Origin of the sequence: Actinophytocola sp., assembly GCF_036402745.1 — a bacterium.
Lineage (GTDB): Bacteria > Actinomycetota > Actinomycetes > Mycobacteriales > Pseudonocardiaceae > Actinophytocola.
Genome location: NZ_DASWSJ010000355.1, coordinates 1 through 11834 on the forward strand (window position 1 = coordinate 1; position 11834 = coordinate 11834).

13 protein-coding genes are annotated in these 11834 nt (G+C 72.7%); 10 read left to right on the forward strand and 3 right to left on the reverse strand.

Annotated features, from left to right (window positions below; translation table 11 throughout):
• Positions 1 to 138: 138 nt before the first annotated feature.
• Entirely contained in the window at positions 139 to 1116 is a 978-nt protein-coding gene (locus VGD70_RS31865; protein WP_331087955.1) for a zinc-binding alcohol dehydrogenase family protein, read from the forward strand.
• A gap of 60 nt (positions 1117 to 1176) precedes the next feature.
• Here VGD70_RS31865 and VGD70_RS31870 read toward each other — a convergent pair whose 3' ends face one another.
• Positions 1177 to 1626, reverse strand: coding sequence for a MerR family transcriptional regulator (locus VGD70_RS31870; protein WP_331087957.1), 450 nt, complete (start codon positions 1624 to 1626; stop codon positions 1177 to 1179).
• A gap of 110 nt (positions 1627 to 1736) precedes the next feature.
• Here VGD70_RS31870 and VGD70_RS31875 point away from each other — a divergent pair, with 110 nt between their 5' ends.
• From VGD70_RS31875 to VGD70_RS31890, 4 genes are all read left to right on the forward strand, one after another.
• Positions 1737 to 3113, forward strand: a complete 1377-nt coding sequence (locus tag VGD70_RS31875) for an NAD(P)/FAD-dependent oxidoreductase (protein ID WP_331087959.1) — start codon at positions 1737 to 1739, stop codon at positions 3111 to 3113.
• Between the two features lie 61 nt (positions 3114 to 3174).
• Positions 3175 to 3624 (forward strand): hypothetical protein, encoded by a 450-nt coding sequence (locus tag VGD70_RS31880; protein WP_331087961.1) that lies wholly within the window; start codon positions 3175 to 3177, stop codon positions 3622 to 3624.
• Positions 3625 to 3651: 27 nt separating this feature from the next.
• Entirely contained in the window at positions 3652 to 4761 is a 1110-nt protein-coding gene (locus VGD70_RS31885; RefSeq protein ID WP_331087963.1) for a toll/interleukin-1 receptor domain-containing protein, read from the forward strand.
• Between the two features lie 142 nt (positions 4762 to 4903).
• On the forward strand, positions 4904 to 6091 hold the full coding sequence (locus VGD70_RS31890; protein WP_331087964.1) for a GAF domain-containing sensor histidine kinase: 1188 nt from the start codon (positions 4904 to 4906) through the stop codon (positions 6089 to 6091).
• 87 nt (positions 6092 to 6178) lie between these two features.
• Here VGD70_RS31890 and VGD70_RS31895 read toward each other — a convergent pair whose 3' ends face one another.
• Positions 6179 to 6403, reverse strand: coding sequence for a hypothetical protein (locus VGD70_RS31895; RefSeq protein WP_331087966.1), 225 nt, complete (start codon positions 6401 to 6403; stop codon positions 6179 to 6181).
• A gap of 119 nt (positions 6404 to 6522) precedes the next feature.
• On the opposite strand from VGD70_RS31895, the gene VGD70_RS31900 reads away from it, so the two are divergent.
• Genes VGD70_RS31900 through VGD70_RS31910 form a run of 3 tightly spaced genes read left to right on the forward strand, consistent with a single transcriptional unit; the run spans position 6523 to position 9380 of the window.
• Positions 6523 to 7242, forward strand: coding sequence for a response regulator transcription factor (locus VGD70_RS31900; RefSeq protein WP_331087968.1), 720 nt, complete (start codon positions 6523 to 6525; stop codon positions 7240 to 7242).
• A gap of 10 nt (positions 7243 to 7252) precedes the next feature.
• Complete coding sequence (locus VGD70_RS31905) at positions 7253 to 8893, forward strand: hybrid sensor histidine kinase/response regulator (protein WP_331087970.1); 1641 nt, start codon at positions 7253 to 7255, stop codon at positions 8891 to 8893.
• Complete coding sequence (locus VGD70_RS31910) at positions 8883 to 9380, forward strand: DUF664 domain-containing protein (RefSeq protein WP_331087972.1); 498 nt, start codon at positions 8883 to 8885, stop codon at positions 9378 to 9380. The genes VGD70_RS31905 and VGD70_RS31910 overlap by 11 nt, the downstream gene beginning before the upstream one ends.
• Positions 9381 to 9385: 5 nt before the next feature.
• Here the strand turns inward: VGD70_RS31910 and VGD70_RS31915 are convergent, their stop codons facing one another.
• Entirely contained in the window at positions 9386 to 10471 is a 1086-nt protein-coding gene (locus VGD70_RS31915; protein WP_331087974.1) for a hypothetical protein, read from the reverse strand.
• Between the two features lie 90 nt (positions 10472 to 10561).
• Between VGD70_RS31915 and VGD70_RS31920 the strand changes: the two genes are divergently transcribed.
• Positions 10562 to 11188 carry a TetR/AcrR family transcriptional regulator gene (locus VGD70_RS31920; RefSeq protein ID WP_331087976.1) on the forward strand — a complete coding sequence of 209 codons (627 nt, stop codon included), beginning with the start codon at positions 10562 to 10564 and terminating at the stop codon, positions 11186 to 11188.
• Positions 11189 to 11212: 24 nt separating this feature from the next.
• Positions 11213 to 11834, forward strand: a 622-nt coding sequence (locus VGD70_RS31925; protein WP_331087978.1) for a carotenoid biosynthesis protein, incomplete at its 3' end; no start/stop codon positions are given.

Here is an 11834-nt window from a genome sequence, read left to right on the forward strand (position 1 = left end):
GTCCAGACGGCGAACGCTCCGTCGCTCCCACTCACGCGTCCAGACGGCGAACGCTCCGTCGCTCCCGCTCACGTCGCTCTCGCTCACGGGGGCCCGTGCGGCTCGCGCGGGTCCGGGTGCTGTGGGCAGGATGGTCGTATGCGTGCGTGGCGGGTGGAGCGTCCCGGTCCGGTGGCCTCCGGGCCGCTGCGGTTGCTGACCGAGTCGGTGCCGCAGCCGGGGGCGGGGGAGCTGCTCGTGCGGGTGCGGGCGTGCGGGGTGTGCCGGACGGACCTGCACGTCGCCGAGGGGGACCTGCCCGTGCACCGGCCGCGGGTGGTGCCGGGGCACGAGGTCGTCGGCGAGGTCGTCGCGGCTTCCGGGGCGTTCGCGCCGGGGGACCTGGTCGGCATCGCCTGGTTGCGCGGGACGTGCGGCGAGTGCAAGTTCTGCTTGCGCGGCACGGAGAACCTCTGCATCCGCTCGATCTACACCGGGTGGGACGCGGACGGCGGCTACGCGGACTACGCGGTCGTGCCTGCCGGCTACGCGCTGCGGCTGCCGCCGGGATACTCGCTGACCGAGCTCGCGCCGCTGCTGTGCGCGGGCATCATCGGCTACCACGCGCTGCTGCGCTCGGCGCTGCCGCCGGGCGGGCGGCTCGGGATCTACGGCTTCGGGGCGAGCGCGCACCTGGCCGCCCAGGTGGCGATCGCGCAGGGCGCCGAGGTGCACGTGGTGACGCGCAGCGCCGCCGCGCGGGAGCTGGCGCTGTCCCTCGGCGCGGCGTCGGTCTCCGGTGACCCGCCGCCGCTGGACTCGGCGATCCTCTTCGCGCCGGCCGGCTCGCTGGTGCCGGTGGCGCTGGCCGCGCTCGACCGGGGCGGCACGCTGGCGGTGGCGGGGATCCACCTGAGCGACATCCCGCCGCTGAACTACCAGCGGCACCTGTTCCAGGACCGCGTGCTGCGCAGCGTCACGGCGAACACCCGCGCCCAGGCGAGGGAGTTCCTCGCGCTGGCCGGCGAGCACCACCTCCGCGTCGAGACCACGGACTATCCACTCGAGACGGCCGACCGCGCGCTCCTCGACCTGGCCGAGGGCCGGGTCAACGGGGCCGCCGTGCTGGTCCCCTGAGGCCGGCGGGCGCCTCGCCGGCGGGGGATCGGTCAGCAGCAGCCGCAACCGCAGCTCAGGTCATCGCAGCACATCGGGGTCACCTCCTTCGCCGGTAGTGACGGGTGGGCACCAGGTCCCGGGCCGCGGGTCCGGGCACGGTTGGCTCGGCAGCGCGTCGACCATGTGCACCAGGTCCGCGCGCAGCGCGGTCAGCCGGGCCACCTCCTCGTTCAGCTCGGTGATCCGCCGCCGGAGCAACGTCTCGGCCGGCTCGCAGGGGCAGACCCCGGTGTCCCGAATGGACAGCAGGTCACCGATGTCACGCAGCCGCAGGCCCAGCCGCTGGCAGCCCTGGATGAACCGCAGCCGGTCGACCGTCTCCGGCGGGAACCGGCGGTAGCCGCTCGAGGTGCGCGGCGGCGGGTCGATCAGCCCGGTGCGCTCGTAGTACCGGATGGTGTCCGCGCCGACCCCGGCCGCCGCGGCCAGCTCGGCGACGAGCAGCCCGGCTGGTGCGCTCGTGGTCATGACCCGACGGTAAACCTTGGAGTGGGGTCCAAGGTCAAGGCTGCCGCTGCGACTCGAACCCCGACATGCTGTGCTGTGCACGCACGCACACCGAGCCGCGAGGAGTGGAGATGCCGGGTACCGAGGTGGATGTCGTCGTCGTCGGGATGGGGCCGGGCGGCGAGTACGTCGGCGCGCGGCTGGCCAAGGCGGGGTTGGCCGTGGTGGGTGTCGACGCGCGGCTCGTCGGCGGCGAGTGCCCGTACTACGCGTGCATCCCGACCAAGATCATGGTCCGGGCCACCGACGCGCTCGCCGAGGCGCAGCGGGTCAACACGCTCGCGGGCTCGGCGACCGTCGAGAAGGACTGGGCGCCGGTGGCCACCCGGATCCGCGAGGAGGCCACCGACAACTGGGACGACACCGTCGCGGTCGACCGGTTCGAGCAGGCGGGTGGCACGTTCGTGCGCGGCCGCGGCCGGATCACCGGCCCGCGCGAGGTCACGGTGTCCACATCGGACGGCGAGCGGGTCTTCCACGCGCGCAAGGGGATCGTGCTCAACACCGGCACCGACCCGGCCGTGCCGGCGATCGACGGGCTCGCCGAGACGCCGTACTGGACCAACCGGGACGTGGTCGCCGTCGAGGAGGTGCCCGGCTCGCTGATCGTGCTCGGCGGCGGCCCGGTCGGCTGCGAGCTGGCGCAGGTGTTCGCCCGGTTCGGCGCGTCGGTCACCGTCGTGCAGCACGCGGACCGGCTGGTGCCGGCCGACGAGCCGGAGGCGGGCGCGCTGCTCGCCGAGGCGTTCGACACCGACGGGCTGGCCGTCCGCACGGGACTGTCCGCGGCCCTGGTGCGCTACGAGGCCGGCCAGTTCTCGGTGAAGCTCGACAGCGGCGAGGCACTCACCGCCGACCGGCTGCTCGTGGCCGCCGGCCGGAGCACCGACCTGGCCGCGCTCGGCATCGGCACGGTCGGCCTGGACGGGTCGGCCCGCCGCATCGAGGTCGACGAGCACATGCGCGCCGCCGACGGCCTCTGGGCGATCGGCGACATCACCGGCAAGGGCGCGTTCACCCACATGTCGATGTACCAGGCGCGGATCGCGGCCGCCGACATCCTCGGCGAGGAGGACGCGGAGGTCGCCGACTACCGGGCGGTGCCGCGGGTGACGTTCACCGACCCGGAGATCGGCTCGGTCGGGCTGTCCGAGGCGGCGGCCCGCGCGCAGGGCCTCAACGTCCGCACCGGCATCACCCAGATCCCGGACTCGTCACGCGGCTTCATCCACAAGGTCGGCAACAAGGGGTTCATCAAGCTGGTCGAGGACGCGGACCGCGGGGTGCTCGTCGGCGCCACGTCGGCCGGGCCCAACGGCGGCGAGGTGCTCGGCGCGCTCGTCGTGGCGGTGCATGCGGAGGTGCCGACCAAGCTGCTCCGCCAGATGATCTACGCGTACCCGACCTTCCACCGGGCCATCGAGGACGCGCTGAACCACCTGAGCTGAGCGCGCTTGACATTCCACTGTGCTAGGTCGACGCTGGACCTACCACAGTGGGAGGTTCGTCGTGTGGCACTCCATCCTCATCGCCCTGCACGCGCTCACCGGTACCGCCGCGCTCGTCGCCGGCCTGGTGGCGCACCGCGGCCGGATCCTGTTCGAGGTCTACCTCTGGTCGCTGGTCGCGGCGGTCACCTTCCTGGCCGCGGCGGTGGCCGAGGAGTGGGGCCGGCTCGACAGCGTGTCCCGGGCGTTGTTCACCGCGTTCGTGGCGCTGGGCCTGGTGATGCTGTGGCTCGCGGCCGCCGCCCGGCGGCTGCCCCTCTCGCCCGCCTACGTGGACCGGGTCGGGTTCACGCTCGTCGCCCTGTTCGACGCGTTCGTCGTGATCACCGTGCTCAACGTGGGCGCACCGGTCGCGCTGGTCGTCGCCTCGGGCGTGCTGGTCGCGATCGCCGGCCACGTCGGCCTGCGCGCGGCGAAGGCCCGCCAACGCGAAACGCCGCACGCGCGTTGACCGATCCCCTCGGCGAGAGGGGGCGCGATGGTGGTCAGCCGGGGCTTCCTGTCCTACGCGCACAGGGACAACGACGCGGAGGGCAACCGCATCCGCGAGCTGGCCGGGGACATCGAGGCCCAGTACGAGCTGCTCACCGGGGAGCCCGCGCGGCTGTTCGTCGAGCGGGAGCACCTGCGGTGGGGTGAGGACTGGAAGCTCACGATCGACGAGGCGCTCGCGCAGGCCACGTTCTTCATCCCCGTCGTCACCCCCACCTACTTCCGGCGCACCGAGTGCCGCCGGGAGCTGGACATGTTCGCCCGGCGCGCGGTCGAGCTCGGCGTCAAGGACCTCGTGCTGCCGCTGCTCTACGTCGACTTCGACGACCTGCACGCCGATCCCTGCGAGGACGACCTCGTCGCGCTCGTCCGCAAGTTCGGCTGGGAGAACTGGACGTCGCTGCGGTTCGCTGAGCGGCGCTCGGGTGACTACCGCCGCGCGGTCGCGGGGCTCGCCGGGCGGCTCGCGAGCGCGTCGGCCGCCGCGGAGTGGGTGCAGGTCCCCGAGTCGGGCCTCGACGAGCTCGACGACGCGCCCGGCTACCTCGACATCCTCGCCCGGACCGAGGAGGCCGTGCCGGCGTGGCGCGAGACCGTCGCCGCGCTCGACGCCGCGCTCCGCGACGTCGGCATGTTCATGCAGGTGGCCGTCGAGCAGCAGCCGCCGACGCCGGACTTCGGCGACCGGATCGCCTTCGCCCGCAGGCTCGCCGGCGCGCTGGAGGGGCCGGTCGGCGACCTGCAGGCCAAGGCCAACGACTTCCTCGGCCAGCTGCACGCGGTCGACCAAGGGGTGCGGATCGTCGTCGAGCGGGCCGAGCGGGAGGTCGCCGAGCACCCGGAGATCCGCGACCACGTGCTCGGCATGACCCGGCTGCTGCGCCAGTTCGTCGACGGCGCGCCGCCCGGCCTCGCCGACGCCGATGACCTGAGCACGGTCGCCGAGAGCATCGAGCGGCTGTCGCGCAACCTGCGGCCGGTCGTGCGCAACCTGCGCAAGGCGCTCACGCTGCTGATCGACGGCCGGGACGTGCTCGCGTCCTGGGCCACGCTGCTCGACCGGCTGCCGCCGCACCTCGACGGACGAGATCGTTGAAACCGTAACGACCTCGTGGACCTGCCCGATATCGGGAATGCCAATCGGCCGCGGCCCGAGGGAACGCACCCCTCGGGTCCGCCCCTAGGTCGGGAGTGTCATGCCGGATACCGCGCCGGAAGGGGAGCCCCGGAGCCCATCCGTGGGCGCCTCGCCCGTGGGGCGGCGGCTGGAGGCCGTGCGGGGTGCCCTCAAGCCCGGTGCCTACGCCCGGCTGTTCGAGCTGGCCCGGCTGCGCGAGCGCTGGCAGCAGGCCTCCGGCGAGGTCAACTCCCTGCTGCTGGGCGGCGCGTCCAGCGCGGACGCGCTCGCGCTGATCGCCCGGCGGACCCGGGAGCTGTCCGGTTCGGACTCCGCGGTGATCCTGCTGGCCGACGAGCCGGCCGACACGCTCGTCGTCAGCGCCGGCGCCGGCCCGGGGGGCGAGCAGCTGATCGGGCACACGGTCCCGGCCGCCGAGCCCGCGCTCGCCGCGGTGATCACCGACCGCACGCCGACCGTGTTCGCCGACTTCGCCGACGTGCTCGGCGGCGACGGCGGGCTGCTCGGCGAGTTCGGCCCCGCGCACGCGGTGCCGTTCGGGCCGCCCGCGGGCGTCAGCGGGCTGCTCCTGGCGCTGCGCACCAAGGGCGGCAGCCAGTTCGGCCAGGAGCAGCTGTCCCTGCTCGCGTCGTTCGCCGACCAGGCCGCGCTCGCGATCGAGCTCGCGGACAACCAGCGCCGGCAACGCATGCTCGACGTGCTCGCCGACCGCGACCGCATCGCCGGCGACCTGCACGACCACGTCATCCAGCGGCTCTTCGCGGCCGGCATGAGCCTGCAGGGCATCGTCCGGCGCATCGCCGACCCCGAGGTCCGCGGCCGGGTCAGCCGGGTCGTCGGCCAGCTCGACGACACCGTCCGGGAGATCCGGACGTCGATCTTCGACCTGCACACCAGCCGGGACAGCAGCCGGGAGAGCGTGCGCCGCCGCATGCTCGACATCGTCGCCGAGGTCAGCGCGGACACCTCGCCGGCCGTGCGGATCTCCGGCGCGGTCGACACGCTCGTGCCCGAGCCGATCGCCGAGCACGCGCTCGCCGCACTGCGGGAGGGACTGAGCAACGCCGTGCGGCACGCGCACGCCACCGACGTCACGGTCACCGTCGAGGCCGGCGCGGACCTCGTCATCGGCGTCACCGACGACGGCGTCGGCATGCCGGCCGACGTCGTGCGCGGCGGGCTGCGCAACCTGGAGCGCCGGGCCGTGGCGTGCGGCGGGAGCAGCACGGTCACCGCCGGCCCGGACGGCGGCACCCGGCTGGTCTGGCGCGTGCCGCTCGGGGCGTGACGGGTCAGCCGCAGGCGTGCGCCTTCTTCGGGGCCGGCGAGGTCGCGCCGCGTGGTCTCGCGGTGGTCGACGAGCAGGACCCGAACGTCACCGCTCGCCGTTCATGACGGCCAGCCGCAGCTCGCCGATGGTGTCGTCGATCCGGCCGATGGCGGCCCGGATCCGTTGTCCCGCAACCTCGTCGTGCTGCGGGGCGCCGACCGTGGCCAGCGCGCGGTGCAGGTCCAGGCCGACCCGGAACAGGCGGTTGACGGCCAGGTCCACGACCTCGTGGGGTCCGAGCTCCCGGTACTCGGCGTCGGTTGTGGACATGGCTGGAGGTCTCCTTGGCCGCTGGCGGCGATCGGGTCACGAACGGCGCTCGTGCGCTGTCTCCTTGATAACGTGCCAACCTGGTCGTTTCGTTTGACGAACCTCAACATCGGATCAACGTGGAACCCAGCGACGGCGGTGGCGGTTCCACCGGCCGGCGTCCGACGATCATGCTGATCGAGGACGACCTGGACCTGGTGGCGATGTGCGACGCCTACCTCACCCGGGCCGGCTTCCAGGTGGCCCGCACCCCGGACGCGGCGGGCGCGCGCGGCCGGCTCGACGAGGTCGACCTGGTGGTGCTGGACCTGGGGCTGCCCGACAGCGACGGCCTGGACCTGCTGCGGACGCTGCGCCAGGGCCAGCACGAGAAGCTGCCGGTCATCGTCGTGACCGGCCGCGGCGACGAGGCGGACCGGGTCGTGGGCCTCGAGCTGGGCGCGGACGACTACCTGGTCAAGCCGTTCTTCCTGCGCGAGCTCGTGGCCCGGATCCGCGCAGTGCTGCGCCGCTCCGGCACCGGCGCCCCGGCCCCGCCGGTGATCCACCTGGGCGGGCTGGTGATCGACACCGGGGCGCACGTCATCCGCGCGGCCGGCGAGCAGATCGCGCTGACGCCCCGGGAGTACCGGCTGCTGGAGTTCCTCGCGACGACGCCGGGCCGGGTGTACTCGCGCGAGCAGCTGCTCGCGCACGTGTGGGAGTCGTCGGTCGAGTGGCAGGCACCGGCCACAGTGGACGAACATGTGTACCGGATCCGCCGCAAGCTCACCGACGCGGGCGTGCGGGTTCCCAAGATCACCACCGTGCGCGGCTTCGGGTACCGCCTCGACCCGTGACGGAGACGCCATGAGCCCACCCGACTACCGGCACCTGTTCGACGCCGCGCCGACGCCCTACCTCGTGCTCGACCCCGAGCTGACGATCGTCGCGGTCAACGACGCCTACCTGAGTGCCACGACGACCGACCGCGACACGCTCGTCGGCCAGTCGATCTTCGCGGCGTTCCCGGACAACCCGGACGACCGCGGCGCGGACGGAGTACGCAACCTGCGGCGGTCGCTGGCGACCGTGCTCGCGACCGGCGCGCCGGACGCGATGGCGCTGCAGCGCTACGACATCCCGGCCGGCGAGTCGTTCGAGGAGCGGTGGTGGAGCCCGATCAACACGCCGATCCTGGCGGCGGACGGGACGATCACGCACCTCATCCACCGGGTCCAGGACGTCACCGACTTCGTGCGCTCCGGTCGCGGTCCCGGCGCCGGCGCGCTCGTCCGGCTCAGCGAGCTGGAGGCCGACCTGTTCGCGCGGGCCCGCGAGGTCCAGGACATGAACCTGCGGCTGCGGGCCGCCAACGACGAGCTGGCCGCGACGGGGGAGGCGCTGCGCGAGCAGCAGCGGGCGAAGGACCGGTTCATCGCGACGCTGTCGCACGAGCTGCGCAACCCGCTGGCGGCGATCCAGGCCGCGGTCGAGCTGCTGGCGCTCGACGTGCCGGCCGGCCATCCCGCGCTCGCGGTGCTGGAGCGGCAGACCGGCACGCTGATCCGGATGACCGACGACCTGCTGGACGCCACCCGCGCGCTCACCGGCCGGCTCGAGCTGACCGCGGAGCGGGTCGACCTGCGTGCGATCGTCGCGGAGACCGCCGCGGACGTGGCCGCCGAGTTCGCGTCCGGCCGGCGCGCGTTGCGGCTCGACCTGCCGCCCGCGCCGGTCCTGGTGTCCGGCGACCGGATCCGGCTGGCCCAGCTGCTGAGCAACCTGGTGATCAACGCGCTGAAGTACACCGAGCCGGGCGCCACCGTGGCGGTCTCCGTCGCCACCGACGCCGGCGACGCGCTGCTCGTCGTCCGCGACGACGGCATCGGCTTCGACCCGGCCATCGCGGACTCGCTGTTCGAGGTCTTCACCCGGGCCGTGCCGGCCGGCCGGACGTCGGTGAGCGGCCTCGGGCTCGGGCTGGCCATCGTCCGCACGATCAGCGAGCTGCACGGCGGGACGGTCACCGCGCACAGCGCCGGCCCGGGCACCGGCGCCGAGTTCCGGGTCCGCCTCCCGCCGGCCCCGTCGTCCGAAGTGGACAGTCCACACGAGAGCGCGACGCCGACCCGCCCCGCGCTGCGCTTCCTGGTGATCGAGGACAATCCGGACCTGGCCGCGACCTACCGCACCCTGCTGGAACGCCGGGGCGACACCGCGACGGTCGCGACCACCGGCAAGGCCGGCCTGGCCGCCGTGGCGGCGGCGCCCTTCGACGTCGTCCTGTGTGACCTGGGCCTGCCCGACATCGGCGGCCTCCAGATCGCCCGGCACCTGCGCGGCCACCCCGGCACCGACCACCTGAAGCTGATCGCGGTGTCGGGCTTCATCCAGGACAGCGACCGCGAGCAGGCCGTGGCCGCGGGCTTCGACGCGTACCTGCCGAAGCCCATGACCCTGGCCGCGCTCGACAAGGTCCTGAGCCGGTGGGCCGCGGATGTTTCCTGAGCCGAACACCCCGGCGTCCTCCCGCGCCGAGGTCTTCCTGACCTACCTCGACTACTTCCGCGACCGCGCGATCGAGAAGGTCGCCTCGCTGCCGGTCGCCGAGCTGAGCGCCTCCCGCGTCCCGTCCGGCTGGACCCCGCTGGAGCTGCTGAACCACCTGCGCCACGTGGAGCGCCGCTGGATCGAGTGGCGCTTCGAGGGCCGCCCCCTGCCCGACCCCTGGGCCGACGAGCACGAGGACCGCTGGCACGTGACCGGGTCCCTCGACTCGGTGGTGGCGGGCCTGCGGACCCAGGCCGTCCACACCCGCGCGTTCGTCGAGTCCACCGACCTGGCCACGCTCGGCGCCCCCGGCCCGAACTGGCCCCCGCCGGCCACGCCCGCGTCCTTGGAGCGGGTGCTGTTCCACCTGCTCCAGGAGTACGCCCGCCATCTCGGCCAGCTCGACATCGTCGCGGAGCTGGCCGACGGCGACGTGGGGGAGTGAGCCGGTCATCGGCCGGTGCGGGTCCTGCCGAGGTACATGAGCTCCCAGATGGCGGAGTCGGTGTAGCTGTCGACGATCGTGCCCGCGTGCCGGTGCTCGATCCGCAGCTCGCCGGTGAAGCGCAGGTAGGCGCCGTCGAAGCGGACGAGCTTCGCGGCCACCTTCTTGAGGCCGTCGAGCTCGTCGATCAGCCTGTTGGCGGAAAGGTCGCGGTGGCGGGTGAAGGTGACGACGTAGCTGTCGTCGCCGTCGGTGTAGGTGTAGCGGGTGAGGTTGGCCACCGGCTTTCCCGTGGCGGTGTCGGTGTAGGTGCCGAGCTGCTCGAAGGTCACCTTGCCGGCGTCATCGGCGACGACCTTGCCGCCTTCGGCCAGCAGGAACACGGGAAGCTCGGCGGAGCCGTACTTCTGTTCCGCCGTGATGTACGACGCGACGACGGTGTACGGGCCGGCCTGCCCCCGGCCCCAGTACCAGTTGTTGACCAACGAGTTCATCGGGGCGTTGCCCCAGTTGTGGTCGTGGTATCCCACGCCCGAGGCGGTGGCCGACTTGCCGGCCACGCGGTAGGTCGCGTCCACCTTGCCTTGCGGCACGGCGGGCAGCCAGTCGAACTCGTGCTCGTCGTCGGCGCCGAAGTACCAGTGTCCCGTGCCGGGCCGCCACGCCGGGACCTCACCGGTGAGGCTGACCTCCACGGCGATGTCCTCGATCGTCGCGATGATCTGGTAGGTGTGCAGGTCGCCGCTGAACGAGTTGTCGCCGATGCGCACCTCGCACCGCTCGGCGGAGGAGGCGAACCCGGCCGGATCGAACTCGGCGACCTTGTTGTAGCTCGTGCCGTCGGGCAGGTCGAGGTCGATGCGGATCATCGGCGCGAGCGGCTTGCCGATGTCGGTGAAGTTCTTGGTGTAGAAGACGACGACCAGCTTCGCGCCGTCGTCGAGGTGGGCGTCGAAGTACCACCACTCGTAGCTCCCCGCGCCGCCGTCGGTCCGCGCCCCGTCCTCCCAGGGCGCGACCTGGCCGGGCCTGATACCGATCCGCTCGTAGTCCTCGGCCGTCGAGCCGAGCCGCGAGAGTGAAGCGTTCACCGTATCGCCCTTCTCTGAGGCCGCCGGTTGCTAATCAGGCAGCTGTCGGATTAACATTAGCACTGATCGGTGGAGAGCACAGGAGGTTCCATGGCGACCCGGCAGAGCCGGCGCGGGCCGGGCAGGCCGCCGGCGGACGCGCCGTTACCCGAGCTGGAGGAGATCCTTCAGCGCGGCCTGGAGGCGTTCGCGGAGCTGGGCTACGAGGCGGTGTCCGTGCGGCAGCTCAACGAGCGCCTCGGCATGGGGCACACGTTCATCCACGACCGCTACGGCACCAAGGACGCCTTCTGGCGGGCGGTCATGGAGTCGGCCATCCGCCACGTGACCGAGGAGGTGGCCGCCGCTTTCGAGAAGGAACGGCCCACCGACGACCTGGCAGGGCTGATCGCCAGCGTGCGGGCCTTTCACGAGGCCAACGCGCGCCGTCCGCACCTCACCCGTGTCATGGACTACGAATCCGGCCGCGACTCGCCGCGCCTGGCGTACCTCTACGAGCTGATGAAGCCGCTCAACGACGCCGGACGGCCGGTTTTCGACCGGCTCGTCCGCGAGGGGAAGCTGCGGGACATTCCCTGGTACCTGTTCCACTTCGCCGTCACCAAGCCGCTGGCCATGTACAGCCAGGCGCCCCTGGCGCGCCTGTTCGGCCGGGCCGACGACGCCGACGACCACGCGTTGTTGAGCACGATCGTCCTCAACGGCCTGCTCACCTGAAGCCACCAGAACTGGAGTCGCCGCATGTCCAGGAAAACCGCCCTGTGGATCCTCACCGCCGTGATCCTCGCCGGTCTGCTCGTCTCGGCCTTCGTTCCCGGTCCCGGCGTAAGGCTGCCGGTGATCGTGGCGCAGGTCGGGTTCGCCCTCTGGCACGGCGCGCGGCGCTACGACTGGCGCGCGATCGGCGTCTTCGTCGTGGCCGGTCTCGTGCTCAGCAACATCCTGGAGAACCTCAGCATCGGGACCGGCTTCCCGTTCGGCCACTACTACTACACCGGTGGCGGCAAGATCTTCGAGGTGCCGTGGTTCATCGGCCCGTCCTACCTCGCCACCGGCTACCTCGCCTGGGTCGCGGCCACCGTGCTGCTCGGCGACGTGCGCCGCAACTCGCCCTGGCTGACCACCGTCGGCACGCCGGTCATCGGCGCGTTCGCCATGACCGCGTGGGACCTGGCCCTCGACCCCAGCACCTCGACCATCAACCACGCCTGGATCTGGGAGGACGGCGGCGGGTTCTTCGGCGTCCCCCTGGTCAACTTCCTCGGCTGGACCTTCACCGTCTACCTGTTCATGCAGGTCTTCGCCCTCTACCTGCGCAGCCGCGGCCCGCTGCCGACCGCGGCCCCGGACCAGGCCGGCGACC

What these genes read in the sequence shown, in the direction of transcription:
- VGD70_RS31865 (WP_331087955.1), top strand. Translation starts at nt 139, where the DNA reads ATGCGTGCGTGGCGGGTGGAGCGTCCCGGTCCGGTGGCCTCCGGGCCG.
- VGD70_RS31920 (WP_331087976.1), top strand. Translation starts at nt 10,562, where the DNA reads ATGGCGACCCGGCAGAGCCGGCGCGGGCCGGGCAGGCCGCCGGCGGAC.
- VGD70_RS31875 (WP_331087959.1), top strand. Translation starts at nt 1,737, where the DNA reads ATGCCGGGTACCGAGGTGGATGTCGTCGTCGTCGGGATGGGGCCGGGC.
- VGD70_RS31905 (WP_331087970.1), top strand. Translation starts at nt 7,253, where the DNA reads ATGAGCCCACCCGACTACCGGCACCTGTTCGACGCCGCGCCGACGCCC.
- VGD70_RS31895 (WP_331087966.1), bottom strand. Translation starts at nt 6,403, where the DNA reads ATGTCCACAACCGACGCCGAGTACCGGGAGCTCGGACCCCACGAGGTC.
- VGD70_RS31870 (WP_331087957.1), bottom strand. Translation starts at nt 1,626, where the DNA reads ATGACCACGAGCGCACCAGCCGGGCTGCTCGTCGCCGAGCTGGCCGCG.
- VGD70_RS31910 (WP_331087972.1), top strand. Translation starts at nt 8,883, where the DNA reads ATGTTTCCTGAGCCGAACACCCCGGCGTCCTCCCGCGCCGAGGTCTTC.
- VGD70_RS31885 (WP_331087963.1), top strand. Translation starts at nt 3,652, where the DNA reads ATGGTGGTCAGCCGGGGCTTCCTGTCCTACGCGCACAGGGACAACGAC.